This is a genomic window from Pseudomonas sp. CBC3, from assembly GCF_037967085.1.
Lineage (GTDB): Bacteria > Pseudomonadota > Gammaproteobacteria > Pseudomonadales > Pseudomonadaceae > Stutzerimonas.
The window spans coordinates 578,276-602,961 of record NZ_JBANEO010000003.1 but is presented as its reverse complement, the minus strand read 5'-3'; the positions used below and the strand labels follow the sequence as shown (position 1 = coordinate 602,961).

Sequence of the window (24,686 nt, the reverse complement as noted above, 5' to 3'; positions counted from 1 at the left end):
TCCGCCTGCGTGGGACAACCGGCGACTTACCTTTGCTCACCGTTGCCGGCGACCTACCGTTTCAGGCCTCGCTGCATTGAAGGTTAGAATGGCCACCTACCCTGGCGTGAAGCAACTACAAATGACCGAACTGACTCTTTATCACAATCCACGTTGCTCGAAATCGCGCGGCGCGCTGGAATTGCTCGAACAACGCGGCCTGAACCCCACGGTCGTCCGCTATCTGGAAACGCCTCCCACCGCCGCCGAACTCAAGCAGACCCTTGCACGTCTAGGCATCGGGCCGAGACAACTGCTGCGCAGCGGCGAAGAGGAATACAAGACCCTCGACCTGGCCAACCCTGCGCTCAGCGATGCCGAAATCATCGATGCGATGGTCGCGCATCCAAAACTGATCGAACGACCGATCCTGGTTGCCGGCGATGTGGCGGTGATCGGCCGTCCGCCCGAAAAGGTGCTGGAGATCCTGCCATGAGCGCACCCTACGTTCTGGTGCTGTATTACAGCCGCCACGGTGCCACCGCCGAGATGGCGCGACAGATCGCACGCGGTGTCGAACAGGCCGGCTTCGAAGCGCGGCTGCGCACCGTGCCGGCCGTTTCCACCGAATGCGAAGCGGTAGCGCCGACGATCCCCGAACAAGGCGCGGTCTACGCAACGCTCGATGACCTGAAGAACTGCTCCGGCCTGGCGCTCGGCAGTCCGACTCGCTTCGGCAATATGGCCGCCCCGCTGAAATACTTTCTCGACGGCACCAGCGGACTCTGGCTGACCGGCGAACTGGTGGGCAAACCCGCCGGCGTCTTCACCTCGACGTCCAGCCTTCACGGCGGTCAGGAATCGACCCTGCTGTCCATGCTGTTGCCCTTGCTGCACCACGGCATGCTGGTACTCGGCCTGCCATACAGCGAAAACGCCCTGCTCGAGACGCAAGGCGGCGGCACGCCTTATGGCGCCAGCCATCACGCCGGCGCAGACGGCAAGCGCTTGCTGGACAAGCATGAAATCAGCCTCTGCCGCGCATTAGGCCAACGCCTCGCGCAGACCGCCAAGCGTTTGGAGAGTGACCGTGGCTAGAAAGCCCAAACCCCTTCCGTCGCTCGAATGGCTGGCCCCGCGATTGAAGTTCAGCCGAGTGCTCAGCCTGGCCAGCTTCATTAGCCTTGCCGCGTTGCTGATCATCTGGAATCTGGCCTTCGCCGACCTGCACGGTGCGCGGACCTGGGTGGTGATCAGCATTCAGCTGATTCCGCTGCTACTGGTCGCTCCGGGCATGATTTCCGGCAGCCCACGCGCCCATGCCTGGACTTGCTTCATCGTCAATCTTTACTTCATCCAAGGTGTTCTTGCTGCCATCAACCCAGCACGGATGGTTTACGGCTGGCTGGAAGCGATCATCAGCCTGACGCTGTTCATCAGCGCCCTGCTCTATACCCGCTGGGCGTATCAGTACGAGCGTAAAGCGGCAGGTGAAAGCTGAGGCAGCTTGAGCGCAGGGAGTTGCTGCCGGGTGTTGGTGGGCTGAAGCCCACCCTACAACTAAAGCCCACCCTACCTGCTAGACCGTAGGGTGGGCTTCAGCCCACCAATGGCGCGACGCTAGAGCATCAGGCAAACCCCAGCACTGCTACAACCGAATCGCTACCAGCCGAGCGTTTGCTTGAGAAACGGAATGGTCAGCTTGCGCTGCGCCTGCAGCGAGGCCTGGTCGAGCTGATCGAGCAATTCGAACAGCGCACTCATGTTCCGCGCGCCACGGGTGAGAATGAAGCGGCCGACGTCATCCGGCAGGTTCAGACCGCGGCGCGAGGCACGCAGTTGCAGCGCGCGCAGCTTGTCTTCGTCGGACAGCTCCTGCAGCTGGAATACCAGCGAGAGGCTCAAGCGCGATTTGAGATCCGGCAGCTGCACGGCGATTTCCCGCGGCGAGGCATCGGCCGCGAGCAGCAGTCGCCGACCACTGTCACGCAGCCGATTGAACAGGTGGAACAGCGCCTCTTCCCATACGGGATCGCCGGCGATGGCATCCACATCATCCAGGCAGACCAGCTCGCTCTGCTCCAGATTGTCCAGCAGCGCCGGCCCATACTCGGCCACGTCGGCGAGCGGAAGATACACCGCCAGTTCGCCGCGCTGTTCGACACGCAAACAAGCGGCCTGCAGCAGATGACTACGCCCAACACCTGTATTGCCCCAGAGATAGATCAACTCATCGGACCAGCCGGCCTCGGGCGAACAGACCCGCTCGACATAGCCCAACGCGGCAGCATTGGCGCCCGGATAGAAGTTGGCGAAGGTGGCGTCGTCACGAAGACGAATGCCAAGGGGAAGCTGGATGGGTTTCATGTCTGGCTGGGTGGGTCGACCGATACGACCGGCGGCTCTGCGTAAAGGTCGGAGAGTTTATAGAGATCATGCACGTGGCGCAGCAGAACCATGATCACCGCCGCCACCGGCAAGGCCAGCAACACGCCGGTAAAACCAAACAGCTGCCCACCCGCCAGCACCGCGAAAATCACTGCGACCGGGTGCAGGCCGATCCGGTCTCCGACCAGTAACGGCGTCAACAGCATGCCTTCGAGCATCTGTCCGACCGTGAACACCGCCGCGACACCCAGCAACGGGTAAGGCTCCAGGCCGAACTGGAACAGCACAGCGACGACTGCCGCGCCGATTCCGACCACGAAGCCCATATAGGGCACGATGCTGGCGAGACCTGCCAGAACGCCGATCAACAGCCCCAGCTCGACGCCGACCAGCATGAGGCCGGCGGAATACACGACCGCCAGCGCCAGCATCACCAGCAGCTGCCCGCGCAGGAACGCGCCTATCACCTCATGGCATTCACGCAACAACGCCATGACTGTCTCTTCCCGCCGCCGCGGCAACAAGGCTCGCAGCTTGGCCATGATCAGATCCCAATCCCGGAGCAGGTAAAAGCACACCACCGGCACCAGCAACAGATTCGCCAGCCACGCCAGCAGCGCGATGCTGGAAGCCGTCGCCTGACTGAGAATGACCGCCACCACATCTTTGGTACTGCCGAGATTGGCGGTGAATGCGCTCTTGATCTGGTCGAAGCGCCAGAAATCTTCGTCAAGACCAAACTGCATCTGCACCCAGGGCAGCGCCGTCATCTGCAGCCAATCGAGCCCCACGGGCGCCAGCTGATAAAGGTGCATCAGCTGCTTGCCGAGCATCGGTACCAATACCAGTAGCAGCAACATGCACAGCAAGGTGAAAAGCGCGAACACCAGAATCACGCCCCAGGTGCGGGAAAGCTTCCAGCGCTCCAGGCGATCAACCAGCGGATCGCCCAGGTAGGCCAGCAGGATGCCCACCAGAAACGGCGACAGAATGGGTGACAGCTGATAAACCAGCCAGCCAAGCAGCAACAGCGCTGCCAGCCATAGCCAGCGGTTGGTATGAGTGATCGTCATGGGCTAGACGCCTTGCTCCGTTATTCGAGCCGCAGTGCCATCGCTGGCGAAAGGTAAGGATTCATGAACCAGCGAGCGCCACATGTGCAGCACCCGCCTTGTCGGCATTGATCAAGCGGCGCATCACCAGCGGTAGCGCAATACCTCGCCCTGATCTGGCTGCAACGGTGGCTCAGCGGCAGACTGGTCCGGCTCCTCGAGTGGGGCCTGGGCATCGATCGGAGGTGCTTCGCTGCCCGCAACCGGCGCGGTTGCATCGCTCGGCGGTGCGTCGGCATCGTTCGTCGGCAATCCGGCATCGATCGGCTGCGCAACAACTTCATCAGCCGGCACTTCCTGCAAACGTGCCAAGGCCAGCTGAGACCGCAGCTGATCCGGGCTGGCATTGAGGCGGTACACCAGCCGATCGCTTTCGACCCGTATCAGGCGAGCGCCGAATGGCTCGAGCAGGCGATCCAATTCGGCGAAACGCTCGACATCGGCGCCCAGCACTTCAAGAGTGATTTCTTCGGTCTCGCCCGGCGCCACGCGGTATTGCGGTGCGAGAAACTTGCTCACCGCCAACATCACCGCATCTGCCACCGCGGCCCGGCTGTCGCCGCTCGCCTTGCCTTGCGTCTGCTTATCGCCAACCCAGAGGCGCCAACTGGCCTCCCAGGTTTCGCCGGACTGCTTCGCAAGCACCGTCAGCAGGCCATCCGCATCGTAGCGTTCCGACACGTCGCGAAGCGCCTCAGGCTCGTTCGCCGCGATGGTCTCGGCAGTGGCCGCGAGCTGCTCGCTCAGATCGGCGAGAGGTAGGCGCAGTGGCAAGCCGCGATGCTGGGCGGCTGCTTGCAGATCGGACGCCCCCTCCTGAGCGTCGCCGACCAGATTCGTGCCGTTGACCGACTCGCCCAGCCACCAGATCAGGATGCTCGGGCGGTCAGCTCCCCACAGGGACACCCCCGCGGACCGCAGCGCGCGCTCGGTTGTGATTGGATCGAAGCTCACCACAACGGCATCGCCCTCATAGGCGTAGCGGCTTACGAGCTGCTGCGGATCGCTGCGCAGTTGCGCAACAGCTGCCGTTTCGGGCTCGCCCGTGAGGCGTAGTACGAGGGTATCGAACGCCTTGCGCAGCGCTTCCTCGCGCTCATCCGGCTGCTGGCTGGCAACTGGTTCACGCACCTTGTATAGATCGCTGAGAGGTGCCGCCATGCCGTGGGCGGAGACGACCGCACAGCAAAGGGCCAAAAGACGGGGAATGAGGCGCATGGAAATACTCGCTGGCTGGCCAGTCATGGGGAGCCTGCCGGTCGACTGACGACGATCAGCTTCGGCCACGGGGAATCAAGCGCTATACCTTAAACAGGCGTCTGAACCGCGGCAACCGCCGCGCTCCGGAGTTGCGCGTCGGACATCACTACTCTGCGGCGCATACTCGCCGATCCATCCACGGGAACCGCGGCGGGATGGCCGCTGTGCGGCAAGCCTGATAAAATCGCGCGCTTTCCGCAGACCGGTCCGGCGCCCTCGCCGCGTCGAGACAACAGCCTTGTCCCACCGGTCGCCCCGCACTCTCCTTACAGGTCCGGATTATGAGCAAGCAACCCTCCATCAGCTACAAGGACGCCGGTGTCGACATCGATGCAGGCGAAGCGCTGGTCGAACGCATCAAGGGCGTGGCCAAGCGTACCGCGCGTCCTGAAGTCATGGGCGGTCTGGGCGGCTTCGGCGCGCTCTGCGAAATTCCGGCCGGCTACAAGCAGCCGGTACTGGTTTCCGGTACCGATGGCGTCGGCACCAAGCTGCGCCTGGCACTGAATCTGAACAAGCACGACAGCATCGGCCAGGATCTGGTGGCCATGTGCGTCAACGACCTAGTGGTCTGCGGCGCCGAGCCATTGTTCTTCCTCGACTATTACGCCACCGGCAAGCTCAACGTGGATATCGCCGCAACCGTGGTTACCGGCATCGGTGCCGGCTGCGAACTGGCCGGTTGCTCGCTGGTTGGCGGTGAGACCGCCGAAATGCCTGGCATGTACGAAGGCGAAGACTACGACCTGGCCGGCTTCTGCGTCGGCGTGGTCGAGAAGAGCGAAATCATCGACGGCTCGAAGGTCGCTGCCGGCGACGCGTTGATCGCGCTGCCCTCTTCCGGCCCGCACTCCAATGGTTATTCGCTGATCCGCAAGATCATCGAAGTGGCCGGCGCCGATATCGAGAACATCCAGCTCGGCGGCAAACCACTCACCGAACTGCTGATGGCGCCGACCCGCATCTACGTCAAGCCGCTGCTCAAGCTGATCAAGGACACCGGCGCGGTCAAGGCCATGGCCCACATCACCGGTGGCGGCCTGCTGGACAACATCCCGCGCGTACTGCCCGAAGGCAGTCAGGCCGTCCTCGATATCGCCAGCTGGAATCGTCCCGCGGTGTTCGACTGGCTCCAGGAGAAAGGCAACGTCGACGAGCATGAAATGCACCGCGTGCTCAACTGCGGCGTCGGCATGGTCATTTGTGTGGCACAGGATCAAGTCGAAACCGTTCTCGGCAACCTGCGTGACTCCGGCGAGAGCCCTTGGGTGATCGGTGAAATCGCCTCGGCTGGTGCGGATGCCGAGCGCGTCGTGCTGAACAATCTGAAACAACACTGATGAGCCTCGGCGCGCCCTGCAATGTCGTAGTGCTGATTTCAGGGTCTGGCAGCAATCTCCAGGCCCTGATCGACAGCCTCGGTGAAAAGAATCCGGTGCATATCCGCGCGGTCGTGTCGAATCGCGCCGAAGCATTCGGCCTGCAGCGCGCGCAAGCCGTCGGCATTGCCACTCACGTCGTGCAACATAAGGACTTCGCCGATCGTGAAGCCTTTGACGCCGCGCTGACCGAGATCATTGATACGTACGAGCCGCAGCTGGTCGTACTGGCCGGTTTCATGCGCATCCTTACATCGAGCTTCGTCCGCCATTACCAGGGCCGTCTGCTCAACATCCACCCGTCCCTGCTGCCGAAATACAAGGGGCTGGATACCCACCGTCGCGCCCTCGAAGCCGGTGACCGCGAGCACGGCTGCAGCGTGCATTTCGTCACCGAAGAGCTCGATGGTGGCCCCGTGGCAATACAGGCCAGCCTCAATATCGAGCCCGGTGAAAGCATCGGCGAACTGACCGATCGGGTGCATGCAGCCGAGCACATCATCTATCCGCTGGCCGTCCGCTGGTTTGCCGAAGGCCGCTTGCGCCTTGCCGAGCAAGGCGCGATGCTTGACGGCATTCCGTTGCCGGCTTCCGGCCATCCGATACGAATCTAGGAGATCTTATGCATCGCGCTTTGCTGCTCGCTCTCGCCGTACTGGCCCTGCCGGCCCAGGCTCTGGAGCTCAAGCCCTTCTCCGCCAGCTACACCGCAGACTGGAAACAAGTGCCTGTCAGCGGCACCGCCCAGCGCAGCCTGGAAAAACTCGAAGGCAATACCTGGCAGCTGGATTTCGAAGCCTCCATGCTGGTAGCCAGCTTCAATGAACGCAGCACCTTCACCGTCGAGGGCGAGACCTTCATCCCGCAGAAATACCGTCTCAAGCGCAGCGGCCTAGGCAAAGGCAAATCCATCAAGCACGACTTCGATTGGCAGGCTAAGCAGGTCACCGGAGAAGATCGTGGTGATCCGGTCAAGCTGCCGCTCAACCGCGGCCTGCTGGACAAGTCCACCTACCAGATCGCGCTGCAGGAAGCGGTGGCAGCGGGCGAAAAAAGCATGAGCTATCAGGTCGTCGATGGCGATGAAATCGAAACCTACGACTTCCGTGTGCTCGGCGAGGAAGCGGTCAGCACCAAGGCAGGCCAGATCGATGCGATCAAGGTCGAGCGCGTGCGTGATCCGACGCAGAGCAAGCGTCAGACCATCCTCTGGTTCGCCAAGGACTGGGACTACATGCTGGTCCGCCTGCATCAGGTGGAGAAGGACGGCAAGGAATACCAAATCATGCTCGAAGAAGGCACCGTCGACGACAAAGCCGTGAAAGGTGACTGATTACCACCGCGCCGGGCAGCCGGCGCGTCATCGCCCGCCGTTTCAGCGAATCTCACCATGACTTCTCCGCGCGTCTTGCTGCTCGCCCTGCTGGCGGTTTTTGCTGGCTGCCAATCGTTACCCTGGAGCGACGGCCCTCGCAGACAACCAACCGAGCGGCTTCAGGGCGAGGTCACGCACCGCGACGGTCTGCTGTCGTTGCGCACTTGTCAGGGCGAACGCCATATCACACTGCTCGACACCGACGCGATCGGATTGTCAGAAGATGCCCAGGCGCTATTGTCCGACAGCGGCCAACCGCTGTTTGCCGATGTACGTGGCACGCTGATTTCGCGAGAGGGCGATAGCCAACTGCAACTGACCCAAGTCTATCGACTGCAAGCCGAAGGTCCTGGCTGCGACGCGGACGACTTCAAGCAATTGACGCTGCGCGCCAGTGGCAACGAGCCAGGCTGGAGCGTAAGGATCACCACCCGCGGCATGCTGCTCGTACGTCCCGGCGAGGCCCCCTTGGCCGTGCCGTATCTGGAAGAACAACTTCCGGGCGGACAGTCGAGCTTCAGCAGCGAAGCCAACAACCAGCGCCTCGATCTCTGGGTGGCGCCACAGCGTTGCGTCGATGATGCCAGCGGTGCGATCAGCCATTTGACCGCCGAACTGCGCCTCGACGGCCAGACCCTGCGTGGCTGCGCCTATTACGGCGGTGCACGTAACGAATGATTTATCGAAGCGTGCATTTGTGCGCTTCCCGACGTTTCGAAGACCACACAATGAATAACGCCCTGTCTCTGCTGCAGCCTTATCCGTTCGAGAAACTCCGCGCCCTGCTCGCTGGCGCGCAACCGCCGAGCGAAAAGCGCCCGATCGCGCTGTCGATTGGCGAACCGAAACATCCATCGCCCGATTTCGTTGCTCAGGCACTAACCGCCAGTCTTGACCAGCTGGCCGTGTATCCATCCACACTCGGCATCCCCGAGCTGCGCGAGTCGATCGCCCGCTGGTGCGAACGTCGCTTCGGCGTACCGGCTGGCAGTCTCGATCCGGCGCGCCACGTATTGCCGGTCAACGGCACCCGCGAAGCCCTGTTTGCGTTCACTCAGGCCGTCGTCAACCGCAGCGCGGACGCCCTGGTGCTCAGCCCCAATCCGTTCTATCAGATTTACGAAGGCGCGACGCTTCTGGCTGGCGCCACGCCGCACTACCTGCCCTGTACCGCCGAGAATGGGTTCAATCCGGATTTCGACGCCGTTCCGGCCGATATCTGGCAGCGCACGCAAATCCTGTTTCTCTGCTCGCCGGGCAACCCCACCGGCGCGTTGGTGCCGCTCGACACGCTGCAGAAGCTGATCGCGCTGGCCGACGAGCATGACTTCGTCATCGCCGCCGACGAGTGCTACAGCGAGCTTTACTTCGATGAGAAACAACCGCCAGCCGGATTGCTGACCGCCTGCGCCGCGCTGGGTCGCACTGATTTCAAACGCTGCGTGGTGTTCCACAGCCTGTCCAAGCGCTCGAACCTCCCGGGGCTACGCTCCGGGTTCGTCGCTGGAGACGCGGATATTCTCAAGGCGTTTCTGCTCTACCGCACCTATCACGGCTGCGCCATGCCGGTGCAGACCCAACTCGCGAGCATCGCCGCCTGGAACGACGAGGCGCACGTCCAGGCCAATCGCCAGATGTACCGCGAAAAGTTCGATGCGGTTCTAGACATCCTCACACCAGTGATGGATGTGCAGCGCCCCGATGGCGGCTTCTACCTGTGGCCGAAAACGCCTGTCGACGACCAACAATTCACTCGCGAGCTGTTTGCCCGCGAACATGTGACCGTGGTGCCAGGGTCCTATCTGTCACGCGAAGTCGATGGCGTCAGCCCTGGTAAGGATCGGGTTCGCATGGCGCTGGTGGCGCCGCTCGCCGATTGCGTTGAAGCAGCCGAGCGCATCCGCGCGTTTATCGCCACGCTTTGAGCCGGAGCCGGACGCGGCGGCGTCCGGCCCTCTTTCAGGCGACACCTGGCGGAATCTTGTCTTTACCGTAGTCGCGCAGTTTCTCGAGGTTTTCCGGCTTCATATGCTCCGGAATGTCCGCCGTGATGGGTTCTTCGCGCTCATCGCGCTCCTCCACATTGGGCTTTTCGGGCTCGTTCATGGCGCTCTCCTCAGATTGCGTTCTCTTCCCAAATCAGCTCACCGTCGTTGCTGACCTCCCTGACCTTGGTCAGCGCCGCCTCGGCTGCTACTTCGGCCTCGGACGCAAGGTCGTAATGCCGGCCGTTGGCGACTTTGAATACTCGGGCAGTGTCGTCGGTATCACGACGCTTCACCGCGATCACCGCCTCGAATCCATCATCGGCAGGAACGGCGGAGGAAATGGCCTCATGGTTTTCGAAATGCTTGCGTGCCATACATGACCTCATCGTTACGATTGTGATCAATGGACAACGTATGGCCTGAAAAAGGTCGAACCGCTTTGCGACCTTTACCGCTGAACCGATGGCCGCTGCGGCGACTCCCACTCTTATTAGGATTCTCAAGGAGCCGACCATGCCCGTGAACGAAACCTACACCGCCAATGCCCCTTCGCGAGACGAAGTGGATGATCTCGAAGGTTTTACCCTGCTCGAATTCGGCACCGACTGGTGTGGTCATTGCCGTGCGGCGCAACCGCCATTGGCGACTGCTATGGCCGAGCGCTCACTGCGTCATCTGAAGATCGAAGACGGTCCTGGGCGGCCACTGGGGCGGTCGTTTCGCGTCAAACTCTGGCCGACGTTGATTCTCATGCGCCAGGGCGAAGAACTCGACCGCGTGGTGCGTCCGACCAGCACCCAGGCTATCGAGGATCTGCTGCGCCAGGCGGACAACTCCGCTAGCTAAAGCGCCAGGCCGCTCAAAGCGGCAGGTTCGTGTTCATCGTGGCATAATCCGCGGTCCAGTTTGGCCGGAGAATGCGGAGCTGTTATGCCCGATCAACACAAAGGACTCTGTCTGTACGGCATCAAGGCGTGCGACACCATGAAAAAGGCCCGTACTTGGCTCGACCAGCAGGGCTTGAGCTATGAGTTCCATGACTACAAGAGCGCCGGCATCGACCGCGCCCACCTGGAAGCCTGGTGCAACGAACATGGCTGGCAGACCGTACTCAACCGTGCTGGCACCACCTTCCGCAAGCTGGACGACGTGCAAAAAGCTGATCTTGACCAAGCCAAGGCCATCGAGCTGATGCAGGCTCAGCCATCGATGATCAAGCGCCCCGTATTCGATCTGGGCGACAAGACGCTGATTGGCTTCAAGCCGGATATTTACGCTGTCGAGCTGGCAGCCAAGAACTGAGACCCGCTCGCCAAGACGAGCGTGATTGATAAAGGGATTCCCCATGAGCAAAAACCTATTCAGCCTGGCGTTCGGCGTCGGCACACAGAACCGTCAGGGCAGCTGGCTGGAAGTTTTCTACGCGCAGCCGCTGCTGCAACCGGCCGGCGAGCTGGTCGCCGCTATCGCCCCGCTGCTCGGCTATGAAGGTGGCAATCAGGCCATCACCATCTCCACCAGCCAGGCCGCGCAACTGGCGGATGCGATCAAATCGATCGACAGCACCCAGCACGCACTGCTGACCCGTCTGGCCGAAAGCCAGCGCCCGCTGGTAGTCACACTACTTGCCGAAGACGCCGCGCTGACCTCGACGCCCGAGGCCTACCTCAAGCTGCATCTGATCTCCCATCGCCTGGTCAAGCCGCACGGCCTGAACCTTGCCGGCATCTTCCCGCTGCTGCCCAACGTCGCCTGGACCAACCAGGGCGCGGTGGATCTGGCTGAACTGGCCGAGCGCCAATTGGAAGCACGCCTGAAGGGCTATCTGCTGGAAGTCATTTCCGTCGACAAATTCCCGAAGATGACTGATTACGTGGTCCCGACTGGCGTGCGCATAGCCGACACCGCACGCATCCGTCTTGGCGCTTACGTGGGCGAAGGCACCACCGTCATGCATGAGGGCTTCATCAACTTCAACGCCGGCACCGAAGGCCCAGGCATGATCGAAGGCCGCGTCTCGGCGGGCGTCTTCGTTGGCAAGGGCTCGGACCTCGGCGGCGGCTGCTCGACCATGGGCACGCTGTCCGGTGGCGGCAACATCGTCATTTCCGTGGGCGAAGGCTGCCTGATCGGCGCCAATGCCGGCATCGGCATCCCGCTGGGCGACCGCAACACCGTGGAAGCCGGCCTGTACATCACCGCTGGCACCAAAGTGAACCTGCTCGACGAGCAAGGCGAGCTGGTCAAGGTGGTAAAAGGACGCGAGCTGGCTGGCCAAACCGACCTGCTGTTCCGCCGCAACTCGCTGACTGGCGCGGTCGAATGCAAGACGCACAAGTCCGCGATCGAGCTGAACGAAGCGCTGCACGCGCATAACTGACCGCTAGCTGGAAGCCATAAGCCGGAAGCCGGAAGCAACCGCGCATCGCTTGGGCTTCCAGCTTCCAGCTTCAGGCTTAACGCTATGCTTTTGTCCCCCTGGCGTTCCGATTTCCCCGCCCTGGCCATTCTCGAAGCCCAGGGCCAGACCTACCTCGATAGCGCCGCCACGGCGCAAAAGCCGCAAGCGTTGATCAATGCGCTGACCGGCTATTACACCAGCGGCACCGCCAATGTTCACCGCGCCCAGCATCAGCCGGCCGAGCGCGCGACACGCGCCTTCGAGGATTCACGGATCAAGGTGGCGCGGTGGCTCAACGCAGCCAGCCCGACCGAAATCGTCTTCACCCGTGGCGCCACCGAGGCGCTCAACCTACTTGCCTATGGCCTCGAACCGCTGATCAAAGCGGATGACGAGATCGTCGTCAGCGCGCTGGAGCATCACGCCAATCTGCTGCCCTGGCAGCAACTGGCGAAGCGACGCAATGCCAGGCTGGTGGTATTGCCGTTGAATAATCGCGGAGTGATCGATCTCGAAGCGGCGGCTCAATTGATTGGCCCAAGGACCCGCCTACTTGCCGTCAGCCAGCTATCCAATGTGCTCGGCGCTTGGCAACCGCTTGCAGAGCTATTGCCGCTGGCCAAGGCTCAAGGCGCGCTGACCATCGTCGACGGCGCCCAAGGCGTGGTCCATGGCCGACACGACATGCAGGCGCTAGCCTGCGACTTCTATGTGCTCTCCAGCCACAAGCTCTACGGGCCGGAAGGCGTCGGCGCGCTTTATGGGCGCGGCGAGTCACTGCTCAAGCTCAGGCACTGGCAATTCGGCGGCGAGATGGTCCGTATCGCCGACTTCCAGGACGCCGAATTCCATGCCGCGCCGCTGGGCTTCGAGGCCGGTACGCCGCCCATCGGTGCGGTCATCGGGCTCGGCGCAACGCTGGATTATCTGTCCAGCCTGGACGCAACGGCAGTGGCTGATCACGAACAAGCACTGCATAAACACTTATTGAAAGGCCTCGCGGCACGTGAAGGCGTGCGACTGCTGGGCAAGCCGCAGTTAGCGCTGGCCAGCTTCACCGTGAGCGGCATTCATCACGGTGATCTAGCGCACCTGCTCACCGAGCAAGGGATCGCCATACGCAGCGGGACCCACTGCGCACAGCCGCTGTTGAAAGCCTTGGGAGTCGATGGCGCCATCCGCGTATCGCTCGGGCTGTACAACGACGGCACCGATCTGGAACGCTTCTTCGCAGCGCTGGACCAATCGCTGGAGCTGCTTCAATGAGCGAGCTGCCTGCCTCTGCCAGCGAAGCCCTGCTCGGCTTTCAACAGGCTGCCGGCTGGGAGCAGCGCGCGCGGTTGCTGATGCAGTGGGGCGACCGGCTCGAGCCGGTCAGCGAACTCGAACGCAACGAGACCAACCAAGTGGCAGGCTGCGAGAGCAAGCTGTGGTTGATCGGCGAGCGGCAGGGAAATCTCTTGTATTTCCGGGGTACCAGCGAGGCGCGCCTGCTACGCGGGCTTCTGGCCGTTCTGCTAGTGCGCGTCAACGGACTCGACGCTGCTCAGCTGCGGCAGCTCGACATCGCAGAGTGGTTCGACCAACTCGGCCTGTCGCGGCAGCTATCGCCTTCGCGCAGCAACGGCATGAATGCAGTATTGGCGCGCATGCGCGAACTGAGCCGGCAAACGCGATAGCAGCTCATCTGGCAGGGCGCCAGGGGAACCAGCGCGGCGTACGTCGGCGATAATCGCGATACTGCTCACCGAACACCGATTCCAGGTAGGGCTCTTCATAGCGCGCGATATATACCGCGGCAAAGCGGCTCCAGATCGCCAGCCACACCGCCAGCAGCGGCGAACTGTAGATCAACATCAGGCCGATCAGTACGAAAGTGCCCGACCACATCATCGGATGCCTGACCCATCCGTACGGACCGCCTCGCAGCAGAGCCTTCGGTCCAGAGAGCGGGCTGACCGTACCCTTGCCATGCCGGTACATCATCAGCGCGCAGACGATCGCCAGCAGCCCTCCCAGATTCATCAGCGTGACACCGGCGTATTTCAGAACTGCCAGGCGCGGCAGCTCGATGCCCAGTTGCTGTTCCAGTTGCAGAAAGAAACGCGGGAATACATAGAGCACGCCGAACGGGCCGACGATCAGGTAGATCAGGGTATCGACCCTGCCGAGCAGCTTTTTCACGTTCTCTGGCGTCCCATCCTTTCCATGAATCTAAAGGACAACAAGCGCAACGCCACGGTTCGACTTCAATGAAGACAAAGGCAACAGCGTCAGGACTAGCCTATCGGCGCACGCTCCGCCGGCCGCCGTGCTCCCGCCACCAGCTTGTCGACGGCGCGCGCCGCCGCCACCAGACCGAAACTGGCAGTGACCATCATCGCCGCGCCGAAACCGCCGGCACAGTCGAGCTTTACTCCCTCGCCCACGAAACTCTTGCTCTGGCAGACACCGCCATCCGGCTTGGGGTAGCGCAATTGCTCGGTGGAAAACACACAGGGCACGCTGTAGGTACGGCCCGGCGTGCGGGAAAAATTGTATTCGCGCCGCAGCAGGGAACGCACCTTGGCGGCCAGCGGATCGTTGAAGGTCTTGTTCAAATCGGTGACTTGGATCTGCGTCGGATCAACCTGCCCGCCCGCGCCGCCCGTGGCGATGATCTGAATCTTGCGCCGCTTGCACCAGGCGATCAGCGCCGCCTTGGCCGGCACGCTGTCGATGCAGTCGATGACGCAATCCATCTGTTCGGTGATGTATTCGGCCATGGTGTCGCGCGTGACGAAGTCGGCAACGGCATGCACCACACATGCGGGGTTGATCGCTTTGATCCGCGCCGCCATCTCATCAACCTTGGGTTTGCCAACGGCGCCTTCCAGCGCATGCACCTGCCGGTTGGTGTTGGTAATACAGACATCGTCCAGATCGAACAAACTGATCTCGCCGACCCCGCTACGCGCCAGCGCCTCGGCCGCCCAGGAACCAACCCCTCCGATCCCGACCACAGCCACATGCGCCGCCGCCAGCCGCTCTAGCCCAGCAGCACCGTAGAGACGGGCTATACCGCCAAAACGCTGATCGTCGATAGCCATGTCGATACCCCTGGGAAATATCGCGCGATTATAGGGCCGACATTCACCTCGATCCCAGCCCGCGACGTCAGCTCTGACAGCCCTCCTGAAAGCTTCGCCCCGAGTCCTACATCAAACCGAAGGCCTGCGCCGCCCCTGCAACCACCACGCCCGCCACTAACGCCGAAACCTGCATAAATCCTGTAGGAGGCGCGCCCTCGCGGCGAATGGCTCAAGATTCTCCGCGCGCCTGAACCACCATTCGAAAACCGGTGGCGTTCGTTAGCTCACCGGCAGAGCAAAAACACCTCGCCCCGTTGGCGTGCCTCCTATGCAAACCGAGGCCTGGACCGCTCCCCGCGACAACCACACCCGCGCCAACCAAGGCCTGCACTACCCCTGGTAAACCGCCCGATTAAAAGACATCAACCGACAGCCTGTGCACTCTGCGAAACCATGCTTGGTTAGTTGGTAATTGTCCGCGTCGCGGCTCTCGGTCATCCTCCGCACATGAATCGAGCCGGCACAGGTGTTGTGATGAACGAAAAGAATGAAAACAGCTTGCCGCTGCAAGGCCTCAAGGTTATCGAGATGGGCCAGCTGATCGCCGGCCCCTTCGCCAGCAAAATGCTCGGCGAGTTCGGCGCCGAGGTGATCAAGATCGAGCCGCCGGGCGTCGGCGATCCACTGCGCAAGTGGCGCAAGCTCAAGGATGGCACCTCGCTCTGGTGGCACGTGCAGTCGCGCAATAAGCGATCGATAACCCTCGATTTGAAGGCAACCGAGGGTCAACAAATCGTTCGTCAGCTGGTGGCTGAAGCCGACGTGCTGGTGGAAAACTTTCGCCCCGGCACCCTCGAAAGCTGGGGCCTCGGCTGGGACGAACTGGCCAAGCTCAACCCGCGCCTGATCATGCTGCGCATCTCCGGCTACGGCCAAACCGGCCCGTACCGAGACCTGCCCGGCTTCGGTGTGATCGGCGAGGCCATGGGTGGCCTACGGCATCTGTCCGGCTATCCGGGCCAACCGCCGGTACGGGTAGGCGTGAGCATTGGCGACTCGCTGTCTTCGCTCTACGGTGTGATCGGTGTGCTGCTCGCCCTGCAGGAGCGCAACCGCAGCGGTAAGGGCCAGGAGATTGATGTCGCGCTGTACGAATCGGTATTCGCCATGATGGAAAGTCTGGTGCCCGAGTTCGACGCCTTCGGCTATATTCGCGAGCCAGCCGGCAGCGCCCTGCCCGGCATCACGCCGTCCAACTCCTACCTGTGCAGCGACGGCGCGTACGTATTGATCGCAGGCAACGGCGACAGCATCTACAAGCGCCTGATGACGCTGATGGAGCGTCAGGACCTGGCCGATGATCCGCGCTTCGCCCATAACGACGGCCGCTCCCAGCATGCCGAACTGATCGATGCCGCCATCGGTGAATGGACCGCGCAGCACAGCCGCGACGAGGTGATCGAGGCGCTCAAAGAAGCGCGCGTCCCAGCCGGCTACCCCTACACCGCCGCCGATATCGTCAAGGACCCGCACTACCTGGCGCGGCAGATGATCGAGCAGGTACAAACGTTCGCCGGCCCGCTCAAGGTTCCAGGCGTGCTGCCCAAACTCGGCCGCACACCGGGCCGCATCGGCACCGGCGGCCCGCAGCTGGGCGAACACACCGAAGACGTACTGGCAGGGCTTGGCCTTACCGAAGCGCAGCGTCAGGGATTGCGTGAACGGGGAGTTATCTGAGCAGCCATCAAACCCGTTCGCCGCGGGGCGAGGCTTTGGTTTTGTTAGCTATCGCCTGTATTCGCCGCGAGGGCGCGCCTCCCACAAAAAGCGGTGCGGCGTAGGCTTTAAATGTCGTAGGAGGCCAGCCCTCGGCACGAAGCAGTCGTAGGGTGGGCTTCAGCCCACCAGCCACTCGCTGCCCAAAGGGCATCTTATGGCTGTCACGCTCTGCGTAGGAGCGCCAACGGGACGCTCAGCGTCCAGCGACGCAAAGCGTCGCAGTGCCGTTTCCAGCGGAGCTTGGGACTATCAAACTAACCTGATGGTCATCGAACGATCAGCGCATGCCACTCCCGGAGACATCATGACCAAACGCCTATACATCCAGTCTGCGTATGACGCCGGAGCAATCTCTGGCTCAGTTCCGCGAAATCATCGAAGTCTCCCGTGCCAGCGACGTGTTCATCAACGCCTCGCTGTCCACCACCTTCGGCTGCCCGTTCGGGGCGAGATTCCGGAGCCCCGTGTATACAAGCTGGTGCAGCGCCTGCTGGATATCGGCGTGCAAGGCATCACCCTCTGCGACACCACCGGCATGGATGATCCGGCGCAGGTCGAGCGCATCTGCCGTGAAGCCTTAAGCAACTGGCCCGAAGCGGTGTTCACGCGCACTTTCACAACACCCGCGGCATGGGACTGGCCAATGCATCAGCAGCGCTGAATGCAAGTATCGATCGCTTCGACGCTTCACTCGGCGGCTGCCCCTATGCGCCCGGCGCCAGCGGCAATATCTGCACCGAGGATCTGGTGCACATGTTCCAGCGCATGGGCCTGGATACGGGAGTTAACCTTGATCAGCTGATCCAATGCGCCGCCAGCCTACCGGAACTAGTCGGGCATGACGTACCGGGCGCCGTGCTCAAGGCGGGGAAGTCGGACCGTCCTTATCCGAAGCCGAAAAATGGATGCAGGAGTCAGACAAATAGGCCTATCAACGACGAAGCTGTAGCATATGCGCAAACGTATTAGGGCCCACGAATGAACAATATTGATGTGCGCTGGCAACAACGCCTGGATAACTTCAGCAGGGCTCTGCTACAGCTCGATGACGCAATGGAACTCATGCAGCAACGTGAGTTATCGAAACTGGAAAAACAAGGTGTCATTCAGGGTTTCGAATACTGCTATGAGCTTGGCTGGAACACGCTAAAGGATTTCCTTGTATGGCAAGGCATTGATGGCATCGTCGGCTCGCGCGATACCATTCGTGAAGCCTTCAGCAAGAATTTGATCAGCGACGGTCATGCCTGGATGCAAATGCTCACGGATCGTAACCGCACTTCGCATACGTACAACGAAGAAACCGCCGAAGCGATCCTGACGAACATCCGGTTGCAGCACCATCCCTTGCTCACGGAGCTACAGCAGACCCTGCTCAGCCGCGTCGAGCCAAGCGCATGAATCCACACGACTCTGGCTTATCAGATAAGGACATCGAGTCAATCCAAGAAGCGCTCCGGCTGTTTCCAAAAATTACCGAAGCAATCCTGTATGGCTCTCGCGCCAAGGGGACCTATCGGCCCGGCTCGGACATCGACCTGACCTTGATAGGTAATGAGCTCTCATATCAAGACTTGCTCAACATCGAGCTGGCCTTGGACGACCTGCTTTTGCCCTACAAGATCGACCTGTCCCTGCATCACCAACTCGATAATCCACAGCTGATCGATCACATCGCCCGAATCGGAAAACACTTCTACAGCGCAGCGGGCTAGCACATAGCGAAAATCTGCGATTCACCTGTAGGAGGCCCGCCTTCGGGGCGAAGCTTTTGCTTTCAGGCTATTGACATCGCCAAACCCAGCTCCAAACCACCCCTACTCAGCCGGCCCCGCTCTACGCTGCTGATAAATCAAATCAACGATCTCACCCTCAGGCACATAACCGCTCACCACCTCGCGCAGCAGTACCCGGACCTGCGGATAGTCATCCTGCTCAACCGCCTTGAGCAGTTTCGCCAGAACACTGCGCAGCGCATCCCAAGTGAAATACTCCTCATCGGCGCGCATGATCATCGGATGCTCGGTAGGGCTCACGTTGTCGCCTATCAACAGCTCTTCATACAGCTTCTCACCCGGCCGTAACCCAGTGAATTCGATGGCGATATCCCCGTGCGGACTCTTCTCCGAACGCACGCTCAGGCCAGACAGGTGAATCAGCTTCTCGGCCAGCTCGGCAATCCGCACTGGCTGGCCCATGTCCAACACGAACACATCACCGCCCTGCCCCATAGAGCCTGCCTGGATCACCAGCTGAGCGGCTTCCGGAATGGTCATGAAGTAGCGAGTGATCTTCGGATGAGTAACCGTCACCGGCCCACCCGAACGGATCTGCTGATAGAAGCGCGGAATCACCGACCCCGACGAGCCCAGCACATTGCCGAAACGCACCATAGTAAAGCGAGTCTTGTTGACGTGATGCACCGACTCGCCAGCGCCAAAGAGCACCGGCGCAGTTTCACGGCTCAACGCCTGCAGAATCATCTCCGCGACACGCTTGGTGCTACCCATCACATTGGTCGGGCGCACCGCTTTGTCGGTCGAGATCAGCACGAAGTTGGTAACCCCTGCCTGCACCGCCGCCTGGGCCGTGTTCATGGTGCCAAGCACATTATTCAGAACGCCTTCGGCGACGTTGTGCTCCACCATCGGCACATGCTTGTACGCCGCCGCGTGGTAGATCGTCTCCACCTGCCAGGTGCGCATGACATCCAGTAGACGCTCGGGATTACGAATGGAACCCATGATCGGCACCAATCGAACCGGCAGCGAAGCCCGTTCGATAGCTCGCTCCAGTTCGATGTGAATGCTGTATAGATTGAACTCGCTGTGCTCGAACAGCAGCAGCGTTTGAGGCTTGTTCGACAGAATCTGCCGGCACAGCTCCGAACCAATCGAGCCGCCAGCACCGGTCACCATTACCACCTTGCCGCGGATGCACTTCTCGAACAGCGCCTGCCGCGGCGGTACGGCGTCGCGCCCGAGCAGGTCGGCAATGTCGACTTCCTGAATATCCTCGACCTTGACCTTGCCGCTGGCCAGGTCCATAAAACCGGGAACACTGCGTACATGGAGGGGGAAATGCTCCAATGTCTCCAGCACCTCACGCCGCCGGCCCCGCGATGCAGACGGAATCGCCAACAGAATCTCATCCGCTCCTGTCTCGTCGATCATCTGCTGGATATGCTTGGGCGAATACACGCGCAGCCCTGCGATAGTGCGGTTGAAGAGATTTGGATCATCATCGATAAACGCAACCGGACGCATCGCGCGTCCCAGACGCAACGCTGCAACCACCTGATTGCCCGCCGCACCTGCTCCGTAGACGGCCACTTTGGGAAGGCTCACATCGCGGCCTTTGAACTTGGTAAGCGAATCCGGGGAAAACCAGTCCCCCATAAAGTATTGGCGCATCGTCAGCCGCAAACCGCCGATCAGCACCAGGCTCAGCCACCAATAGTTGAACACCATCGAGCGTGGAATGACCTTGGGCGCGTCGGTACGCCAATACACCGCCAGAGACAAAAGCAGCGCCGAGAGCGTAACCGCCTTGACGATGGCCATCAGCGCGTCGTTGCCGAAGTAGCGCATCACGGCCCGATACATGCCGAAACGGATGAAGAACGGAATCGCGACCAGCGGTGCAACTCCGAATAACCAGGCGTGCCCACCGAGTGGCTGCACAAAATCCGCATCACCCAAACGAACGAAAAAGGCCAGCCAAAGCGCCATCCAGACCAACAGAACATCCGTGGCCACCTGAATGACACGCTTCTGCCGACGTGGCAGCTTTACTAGGCGGGAGCGCAGTTTTTCAGCCAGTCTCAACACAGGAAAACCTCAAACCAATCAACCTTAATGCGCGTTTGTACCCCAAAAGGTATAGGCCCTATTCACGAGCACTGCCTAACTAATATAACGGCTAGCTCGCCTCCTATAGATAAGAGCCAGCTTGCTCGCTACATACCTGCGGGAGCGCTTCAGCCTCGATCAAAAAATAGCCCAGCAGAAAACACAGCTACCTCACCGAACCCTGTCGCCCGCCCCTTTCCCGGCAACCGTCATAAAGATGTACTTGAAATAGTCCCCCACCGTCAGGCTCTGGATCATTTTCTGATCCGTTTCCGCTAGCAACGCCGGCGTGGACATATCGATTTCATTGACTTGTGCCAGCCCGGTAATACCAGGCCGAACATCGAATACCCCGCGCTTGGCGCGCTCTTCCGTCAACTCTTCCTGGTTGAACAGCCCAGGGCGCGGCCCCACCAGGCTCATCTCACCCTTGAGTACATTCCAGAGTTGGGGCAGTTCATCCAGCTTGGTCTTGCGCAGGAAGTGGCCAAAACGGGTAATGGAAGCACTACTGGCCAAGTGAGTGGCAACCGATGCGGTATCCACCTTCATGGTGCGGAACTTGACCAATGTGAAAGGTTTCTGATGGCGCCCAACCCGCACCTGGCGAAAAACCGGCGAGCCGGTATCGAACAAGCCGACAATCGTCAGGACCAGCAACACCGGAAAACCAACCACGAGCCCCAACAGCGAAAAAACAAAATCAAACACTCGAATCACGGATTCACCATCAAAAGATCAATTGGAACGCTCGAAGCAGCGCCTCAGCCCTTCTTTCACCGTATAAGGCGGCTTCCAGTCCAGCAGCTCGCATGTCTTGCTGATATCCACCTGCAACGAGCCGAGAAGCCGTTGAGCCATGGCCTTTCTACCCAGCAGCGTAGCCCCAAACTGCAGCAGAGCAGCCGGCACGGGGATCAGCCGAGCAGGCTTACCCATGGCCTTGCCCACGCCATGCAGTAACTCAGTAGTCGACAAGTCTTCACCATCGCCTGCAAGGAATACCTGATTAGCGGCGGCGGGATGATCAATGCAGCGGATGATCAGATCAACCAGATTGTCGATACCGACCGGTGAGCGCTTGTTGTGGATGGCGCCGAATGGAAGGGGAATCCCTTTCTCGACCAGCTTGGTCATGCTGGCGAAGTTGCCCTTTACGCCCGGCCCATACACCAGCGGGGGACGGATGATCACCACCTCCATGCCAGTTACTGCAGCCAATTGCATCAGGCCTTGCTCTGCTTCAGATTTGGAAAGGCCATAGGCATCCTCGGGAGCAGGCTTGTCATTAGCAGAGAAAGCCCTCCCATCAATGGTTGCTTCACCATTTACCTTGATCGAGCTGATAAAGATAAAACGCTTCACTCCAGCAGCCGCAGCCTGACGAGCCAGGTTCAGCGTGCCTTCCACATTGACGCGACGATACTCAGCCAAAGGATCGGACACTTCGTCCTTCATGATATGGGCACGGGCGGCGGCGTGGATCAGCACATCCACGCCCGGCAACAAGGCAGACAAATCAGCCTGCTGTAAATCCCCCACAGCATCCAGTCCGGAGCTGTCCTCTCCCTGCGGTAAGCGACGGCACAGCCCGACAGTCTGAAACCCAGGGCCTTGCTTAAGCTCGGAGAACAATCGAGAACCAACAAAACCGTTCGCACCGGACAGAATAATTTTGATCATGGGAAATAAAACAATCTCATTAACTCTCCTTGAAGCCATTATAGCTCCAATATATTCTCATCGGCTTTACCAATGCCAGCGTGCCTGGGCTGTAGCCAGGTTCAACACCAAAAATCCACTCAGGGCTTCAACAATTGATCATAAATCCTTATATGCTCATCAATGACCTTTTCCACATCAAATACACTTTCAGCCAGCCGGCGCCCCGCCTGTCCGAGCTGTTTCCTTTTTTCAGGATTGGCAATTAAAAGCTCAATGGCATCAGCCAAAGCAGTACTGTCTTTGATCGGAACTAGCAAGCCGGTTTCATCAACCTCAATACCATCTCGGCAACCTGGATGATCAGTTGTTATAACTGCTCGCCCACAAGCTGCTGCTTCAATGAGAACCTTCGGCAATCCCTCACCATAGCAGGAAGGTAAAGTAACAATGTGAGACTTAGCAAAGATATCAGCTATATCCGTCCTATAGCCCAGGCACTTTACCAGCCCTTCCTTCTCCCAAGCATCCAGCTGCTCTTGGGTGACAGTATTGGCATTGCCGGGATCAGGCGTGCCAATTAGCCAGAAAACCGCAGCAACAGCCCGTTGCCGCAGAATGCGGGAGGCTTCGACAAGCTCGACCACTCCCTTGTCCTTGAGCAATCGGGAAGCAAGACTAACGACAATCTCGCCTTGCGGTTCTGGAAGAAAAGGGTATGCAGCAAGGTCAACGCCCGCACCACGGATCACAACAGCCTTTTCCTTCGGCAGGCGGGCAAATCGCTGCAACAAAGCCTTGTCATCCTGATTCTGGAAAATAACCGTTTGCCGTGGATGGCCAAAAGCAAAACGATAAAGCGGGTAAAGCACTGCACGTAAAACACGACTTTTAAGGGTATTTTGGCTAAACAGAATACCCAAGCCGGCCACAGCAGAAACCACCGTTTTAACACCAGCAAGCCGCGCGGAAATGCCACCATAAAGGTAAGGCTTGATAGTAACTAAGTGTACCACGTCCGGCTTGAGTGTCTTGAAAAGCGAATACAGCTCATAAATAGTTGAAAGCTCAGACAAGGGATTCTTGCCTTTGCGAGACATCGATACCTCATGATAAATGAAGCCGTGCCCCACTAGCGTTTCAGGACATGGCCCCGGAGCCATGACATGTACTGCATAAGCTTCTGCAAGTAGGCGTAGACCGATGCACATGCGATGAGAAACAAAGTAAGCGGGGTCATTTACAACAAAGACGATTATACGGGAAGGCAAATGAATTTTTCCTTTAATTCCCACTAGCAACAGGTCGATTTCTTAGCGACGCTCTGAAGTATTAACATTCCAGCGCAGGCTAGAAGCCACAGCGCTTAGGCCGCCGCCTGCACGGTAACTTCGAGGTATGGCTGTTCAGAGTTTCCTTAGCAAGACGAAACATACCAAGGTATCGCTCTGACAATTCCCTGCCTAATGTCAAACTGCGGTGCATAGCCGAGCTTGCTAGCCGCCTTGGACACATCCGCTTGCGAGTGACGTACGTCGCCGGCGCGGAAGTCGCGGTATACCGGCTGCTGCCCGTAGGCCTTGTCGCTTTCGGCCAGCGCCGCCTGAAGTGCGTAGAACAGGTCGTTTAGCGTAGTGCGGTCGCCTACAGCTACGTTGTACACCTCGTTTTTCGCCTCATCGCCTGCGGTGGCAGCGAGTAGATTGGCTTGTACGACATTTTCGATAAAACAGAAATCACGGCTGGTTTCGCCGTCGCCATTGATAAATATCTCTTCGCCCTTGATCATCGCCGCAGCCCATTTCGGGATGACGGCGGCATAGGCGCCGTTGGGGTCCTGACGCGGCCCAAACACGTTGAAATAACGCAGACCAATGCACTTGAAGCCATAGCTTTTGGCAAATACATCGGCATACAGCTCATTCACATACTTGGTCACGGCATAGGGTGACAGCGGTTTTCCGATGTTTTCCTCGACCTTGGGCAGCGCCGGGTGGTCACCATAGGTGGAGCTGCTGGCAGCGTAGGTGAAGCTGCTGACTTTGGCATCACGGGCTGCCACTAGCATATTGAGGAAACCGCCAATATTGGTGCCATCTGTGGTAATCGGGTCATAGATCGAGCGCGGCACCGAGCCTAGTGCTGCCTGGTGCAGCACATAGTCCACGCCCTCACAGGCGCGGCGGCAGTCATCCAGATTGCGGATATCGCCCTCGATAAAACGAAAGCGTGCCCACTGCTGCGGCGTGACCAGCCCCCGAACTTCATCCAGGTTGTACTGATGGCCGGTAGCAAAGTTGTCTAGCCCGACCACCTGCTGATCCAACTTGAGCAGGGTTTCCAGCAGGTTGGAGCCGATAAAACCGGCTACGCCGGTGACCAGCCAGGTTTTAGGTTGCTGTGGCAAGGCCTCCAGCAAATTTTCATACGTAGTCATGGTT

The 24,686-nt window shown here is 60.0% G+C and carries 28 protein-coding genes and 1 pseudogene; 17 read left to right on the top strand and 12 right to left on the bottom strand.

The features are described 5' to 3' along the window. Positions 1 to 121: 121 nt before the first annotated feature. Genes arsC through V6943_RS15415 form a run of 3 tightly spaced genes read left to right on the top strand, consistent with a single transcriptional unit; the run spans position 122 to position 1,480 of the window. A complete protein-coding gene (arsC, locus tag V6943_RS15425; protein WP_340554334.1) occupies positions 122 to 475 on the top strand; it encodes an arsenate reductase (glutaredoxin) in 354 nt (117 codons plus the stop codon). Next, entirely contained in the window at positions 472 to 1,077 is a 606-nt protein-coding gene (gene wrbA / locus V6943_RS15420) for an NAD(P)H:quinone oxidoreductase (RefSeq protein ID WP_340554332.1), read from the top strand. Before arsC ends, wrbA begins: the two co-directional genes overlap by 4 nt. Beyond that, a complete protein-coding gene (locus V6943_RS15415) occupies positions 1,070 to 1,480 on the top strand; it encodes a DUF2069 domain-containing protein (protein WP_340554330.1) in 411 nt (136 codons plus the stop codon). Before wrbA ends, V6943_RS15415 begins: the two co-directional genes overlap by 8 nt. Before the next feature lie 161 nt (positions 1,481 to 1,641). Here V6943_RS15415 and hda read toward each other — a convergent pair whose 3' ends face one another. From hda to V6943_RS15400, 3 genes are all read right to left on the bottom strand, one after another. Then, a complete protein-coding gene (gene hda / locus V6943_RS15410) occupies positions 1,642 to 2,346 on the bottom strand; it encodes a DnaA regulatory inactivator Hda (RefSeq protein ID WP_340554328.1) in 705 nt (234 codons plus the stop codon). Beyond that, on the bottom strand, positions 2,343 to 3,440 hold the full coding sequence (locus V6943_RS15405) for an AI-2E family transporter (RefSeq protein WP_340554326.1): 1,098 nt from the start codon (positions 3,438 to 3,440) through the stop codon (positions 2,343 to 2,345). Before V6943_RS15405 ends, hda begins: the two co-directional genes overlap by 4 nt. 123 nt (positions 3,441 to 3,563) lie before the next feature. Further along, positions 3,564 to 4,697 (bottom strand): DUF2066 domain-containing protein, encoded by a 1,134-nt coding sequence (locus V6943_RS15400; RefSeq protein WP_340554324.1) that lies wholly within the window; start codon positions 4,695 to 4,697, stop codon positions 3,564 to 3,566. A 320-nt stretch (positions 4,698 to 5,017) separates the two neighbouring features. On the opposite strand from V6943_RS15400, the gene purM reads away from it, so the two are divergent. Genes purM through dapC form a run of 5 tightly spaced genes read left to right on the top strand, consistent with a single transcriptional unit; the run spans position 5,018 to position 9,418 of the window. After that, positions 5,018 to 6,079 (top strand): phosphoribosylformylglycinamidine cyclo-ligase, encoded by a 1,062-nt coding sequence (purM, locus tag V6943_RS15395; RefSeq protein ID WP_181101489.1) that lies wholly within the window; start codon positions 5,018 to 5,020, stop codon positions 6,077 to 6,079. Continuing rightward, a complete protein-coding gene (gene purN / locus V6943_RS15390) occupies positions 6,079 to 6,732 on the top strand; it encodes a phosphoribosylglycinamide formyltransferase (RefSeq protein WP_181100994.1) in 654 nt (217 codons plus the stop codon). Before purM ends, purN begins: the two co-directional genes overlap by 1 nt. An 8-nt stretch (positions 6,733 to 6,740) precedes the next feature. Continuing rightward, positions 6,741 to 7,451 (top strand): DUF3108 domain-containing protein, encoded by a 711-nt coding sequence (locus V6943_RS15385; protein WP_181100993.1) that lies wholly within the window; start codon positions 6,741 to 6,743, stop codon positions 7,449 to 7,451. Positions 7,452 to 7,508: 57 nt separating this feature from the next. Continuing rightward, entirely contained in the window at positions 7,509 to 8,171 is a 663-nt protein-coding gene (locus V6943_RS15380; protein WP_181100991.1) for a hypothetical protein, read from the top strand. A 50-nt stretch (positions 8,172 to 8,221) separates the two neighbouring features. Further along, positions 8,222 to 9,418: a succinyldiaminopimelate transaminase gene (gene dapC / locus V6943_RS15375; protein WP_181100989.1), complete on the top strand. Its 1,197-nt coding sequence runs from the start codon at positions 8,222 to 8,224 to the stop codon at positions 9,416 to 9,418. 34 nt (positions 9,419 to 9,452) lie between these two features. Here dapC and V6943_RS15370 read toward each other — a convergent pair whose 3' ends face one another. Together V6943_RS15370 and V6943_RS15365 are read right to left on the bottom strand one after the other, a co-directional pair. Then, entirely contained in the window at positions 9,453 to 9,599 is a 147-nt protein-coding gene (locus V6943_RS15370; protein WP_181100987.1) for a hypothetical protein, read from the bottom strand. A 10-nt stretch (positions 9,600 to 9,609) separates the two neighbouring features. Next, positions 9,610 to 9,855: a hypothetical protein gene (locus V6943_RS15365; RefSeq protein ID WP_181100985.1), complete on the bottom strand. Its 246-nt coding sequence runs from the start codon at positions 9,853 to 9,855 to the stop codon at positions 9,610 to 9,612. A gap of 139 nt (positions 9,856 to 9,994) precedes the next feature. Here V6943_RS15365 and V6943_RS15360 point away from each other — a divergent pair, with 139 nt between their 5' ends. From V6943_RS15360 to V6943_RS15340, 5 genes are all read left to right on the top strand, one after another. Further along, positions 9,995 to 10,327, top strand: a complete 333-nt coding sequence (locus V6943_RS15360) for a thioredoxin family protein (protein ID WP_181100983.1) — start codon at positions 9,995 to 9,997, stop codon at positions 10,325 to 10,327. An 84-nt stretch (positions 10,328 to 10,411) separates the two neighbouring features. Beyond that, entirely contained in the window at positions 10,412 to 10,783 is a 372-nt protein-coding gene (locus tag V6943_RS15355) for an ArsC family reductase (RefSeq protein WP_181100981.1), read from the top strand. Between the two features lie 43 nt (positions 10,784 to 10,826). Beyond that, on the top strand, positions 10,827 to 11,861 hold the full coding sequence (gene dapD / locus V6943_RS15350) for a 2,3,4,5-tetrahydropyridine-2,6-dicarboxylate N-succinyltransferase (RefSeq protein ID WP_340554317.1): 1,035 nt from the start codon (positions 10,827 to 10,829) through the stop codon (positions 11,859 to 11,861). A gap of 84 nt (positions 11,862 to 11,945) precedes the next feature. Next, positions 11,946 to 13,148 carry an aminotransferase class V-fold PLP-dependent enzyme gene (locus V6943_RS15345; RefSeq protein WP_340554315.1) on the top strand — a complete coding sequence of 401 codons (1,203 nt, stop codon included), beginning with the start codon at positions 11,946 to 11,948 and terminating at the stop codon, positions 13,146 to 13,148. Next, positions 13,145 to 13,561, top strand: coding sequence for a SufE family protein (locus V6943_RS15340; protein WP_340554313.1), 417 nt, complete (start codon positions 13,145 to 13,147; stop codon positions 13,559 to 13,561). The genes V6943_RS15345 and V6943_RS15340 overlap by 4 nt, the downstream gene beginning before the upstream one ends. A 4-nt stretch (positions 13,562 to 13,565) precedes the next feature. Here the strand turns inward: V6943_RS15340 and V6943_RS15335 are convergent, their stop codons facing one another. Both V6943_RS15335 and tcdA read right to left on the bottom strand, forming a co-directional pair. Then, positions 13,566 to 14,066 (bottom strand): methyltransferase family protein, encoded by a 501-nt coding sequence (locus tag V6943_RS15335; RefSeq protein ID WP_340554311.1) that lies wholly within the window; start codon positions 14,064 to 14,066, stop codon positions 13,566 to 13,568. A gap of 95 nt (positions 14,067 to 14,161) precedes the next feature. After that, complete coding sequence (gene tcdA / locus V6943_RS15330; protein WP_197445978.1) at positions 14,162 to 14,971, bottom strand: tRNA cyclic N6-threonylcarbamoyladenosine(37) synthase TcdA; 810 nt, start codon at positions 14,969 to 14,971, stop codon at positions 14,162 to 14,164. A 516-nt stretch (positions 14,972 to 15,487) separates the two neighbouring features. Between tcdA and V6943_RS15325 the strand changes: the two genes are divergently transcribed. The 4 genes and pseudogenes from V6943_RS15325 (at position 15,488) to V6943_RS15310 (ending at position 18,447) form a co-directional block, all read left to right on the top strand. Continuing rightward, on the top strand, positions 15,488 to 16,690 hold the full coding sequence (locus V6943_RS15325) for a CaiB/BaiF CoA transferase family protein (RefSeq protein ID WP_340554309.1): 1,203 nt from the start codon (positions 15,488 to 15,490) through the stop codon (positions 16,688 to 16,690). A gap of 365 nt (positions 16,691 to 17,055) precedes the next feature. Further along, positions 17,056 to 17,658: pseudogene (locus tag V6943_RS15320) on the top strand (hydroxymethylglutaryl-CoA lyase); the annotation flags it as partial. A gap of 52 nt (positions 17,659 to 17,710) precedes the next feature. Further along, on the top strand, positions 17,711 to 18,133 hold the full coding sequence (locus V6943_RS15315; RefSeq protein WP_340554307.1) for a nucleotidyltransferase substrate binding protein: 423 nt from the start codon (positions 17,711 to 17,713) through the stop codon (positions 18,131 to 18,133). Beyond that, a complete protein-coding gene (locus V6943_RS15310) occupies positions 18,130 to 18,447 on the top strand; it encodes a nucleotidyltransferase domain-containing protein (RefSeq protein WP_340554305.1) in 318 nt (105 codons plus the stop codon). The genes V6943_RS15315 and V6943_RS15310 overlap by 4 nt, the downstream gene beginning before the upstream one ends. Positions 18,448 to 18,549: 102 nt before the next feature. Here V6943_RS15310 and V6943_RS15305 read toward each other — a convergent pair whose 3' ends face one another. From V6943_RS15305 to V6943_RS15285, 5 genes are all read right to left on the bottom strand, one after another. Further along, entirely contained in the window at positions 18,550 to 20,562 is a 2,013-nt protein-coding gene (locus tag V6943_RS15305; protein WP_445324138.1) for a polysaccharide biosynthesis protein, read from the bottom strand. 192 nt (positions 20,563 to 20,754) lie between these two features. Next, on the bottom strand, positions 20,755 to 21,303 hold the full coding sequence (locus V6943_RS15300; protein ID WP_340554303.1) for a sugar transferase: 549 nt from the start codon (positions 21,301 to 21,303) through the stop codon (positions 20,755 to 20,757). A gap of 18 nt (positions 21,304 to 21,321) precedes the next feature. Next, positions 21,322 to 22,266 (bottom strand): UDP-glucose 4-epimerase family protein, encoded by a 945-nt coding sequence (locus V6943_RS15295; protein WP_340554301.1) that lies wholly within the window; start codon positions 22,264 to 22,266, stop codon positions 21,322 to 21,324. A 119-nt stretch (positions 22,267 to 22,385) separates the two neighbouring features. Then, positions 22,386 to 23,540 carry a glycosyltransferase family 4 protein gene (locus V6943_RS15290; RefSeq protein ID WP_340554717.1) on the bottom strand — a complete coding sequence of 385 codons (1,155 nt, stop codon included), beginning with the start codon at positions 23,538 to 23,540 and terminating at the stop codon, positions 22,386 to 22,388. A gap of 122 nt (positions 23,541 to 23,662) precedes the next feature. Then, the gene (locus tag V6943_RS15285) at positions 23,663 to 24,682 is read right to left on the bottom strand and encodes an NAD-dependent epimerase/dehydratase family protein (RefSeq protein WP_340554300.1); all 1,020 of its coding nucleotides are present in this window, start codon (positions 24,680 to 24,682) and stop codon (positions 23,663 to 23,665) included. Positions 24,683 to 24,686: the final 4 nt, after the last annotated feature.

Excerpts from the sequence above, each read along its gene's own strand:
- arsC (WP_340554334.1), top strand. The coding sequence starts at position 122 with ATGACCGAACTGACTCTTTATCACAATCCACGTTGCTCGAAATCGCGC.
- V6943_RS15385 (WP_181100993.1), top strand. The coding sequence starts at position 6,741 with ATGCATCGCGCTTTGCTGCTCGCTCTCGCCGTACTGGCCCTGCCGGCC.
- V6943_RS15325 (WP_340554309.1), top strand. The coding sequence starts at position 15,488 with ATGAACGAAAAGAATGAAAACAGCTTGCCGCTGCAAGGCCTCAAGGTT.
- V6943_RS15370 (WP_181100987.1), bottom strand. The coding sequence starts at position 9,599 with ATGAACGAGCCCGAAAAGCCCAATGTGGAGGAGCGCGATGAGCGCGAA.
- dapD (WP_340554317.1), top strand. The coding sequence starts at position 10,827 with ATGAGCAAAAACCTATTCAGCCTGGCGTTCGGCGTCGGCACACAGAAC.
- V6943_RS15295 (WP_340554301.1), bottom strand. The coding sequence starts at position 22,266 with ATGATCAAAATTATTCTGTCCGGTGCGAACGGTTTTGTTGGTTCTCGA.
- tcdA (WP_197445978.1), bottom strand. The coding sequence starts at position 14,971 with ATGGCTATCGACGATCAGCGTTTTGGCGGTATAGCCCGTCTCTACGGT.
- V6943_RS15340 (WP_340554313.1), top strand. The coding sequence starts at position 13,145 with ATGAGCGAGCTGCCTGCCTCTGCCAGCGAAGCCCTGCTCGGCTTTCAA.
- purN (WP_181100994.1), top strand. The coding sequence starts at position 6,079 with ATGAGCCTCGGCGCGCCCTGCAATGTCGTAGTGCTGATTTCAGGGTCT.
- hda (WP_340554328.1), bottom strand. The coding sequence starts at position 2,346 with ATGAAACCCATCCAGCTTCCCCTTGGCATTCGTCTTCGTGACGACGCC.
- V6943_RS15345 (WP_340554315.1), top strand. The coding sequence starts at position 11,946 with ATGCTTTTGTCCCCCTGGCGTTCCGATTTCCCCGCCCTGGCCATTCTC.
- dapC (WP_181100989.1), top strand. The coding sequence starts at position 8,222 with ATGAATAACGCCCTGTCTCTGCTGCAGCCTTATCCGTTCGAGAAACTC.
- V6943_RS15360 (WP_181100983.1), top strand. The coding sequence starts at position 9,995 with ATGCCCGTGAACGAAACCTACACCGCCAATGCCCCTTCGCGAGACGAA.
- V6943_RS15355 (WP_181100981.1), top strand. The coding sequence starts at position 10,412 with ATGCCCGATCAACACAAAGGACTCTGTCTGTACGGCATCAAGGCGTGC.
- V6943_RS15400 (WP_340554324.1), bottom strand. The coding sequence starts at position 4,697 with ATGCGCCTCATTCCCCGTCTTTTGGCCCTTTGCTGTGCGGTCGTCTCC.
- wrbA (WP_340554332.1), top strand. The coding sequence starts at position 472 with ATGAGCGCACCCTACGTTCTGGTGCTGTATTACAGCCGCCACGGTGCC.
- V6943_RS15310 (WP_340554305.1), top strand. The coding sequence starts at position 18,130 with ATGAATCCACACGACTCTGGCTTATCAGATAAGGACATCGAGTCAATC.
- V6943_RS15315 (WP_340554307.1), top strand. The coding sequence starts at position 17,711 with ATGAACAATATTGATGTGCGCTGGCAACAACGCCTGGATAACTTCAGC.
- V6943_RS15365 (WP_181100985.1), bottom strand. The coding sequence starts at position 9,855 with ATGGCACGCAAGCATTTCGAAAACCATGAGGCCATTTCCTCCGCCGTT.
- V6943_RS15285 (WP_340554300.1), bottom strand. The coding sequence starts at position 24,682 with ATGACTACGTATGAAAATTTGCTGGAGGCCTTGCCACAGCAACCTAAA.
- V6943_RS15405 (WP_340554326.1), bottom strand. The coding sequence starts at position 3,440 with ATGACGATCACTCATACCAACCGCTGGCTATGGCTGGCAGCGCTGTTG.
- V6943_RS15380 (WP_181100991.1), top strand. The coding sequence starts at position 7,509 with ATGACTTCTCCGCGCGTCTTGCTGCTCGCCCTGCTGGCGGTTTTTGCT.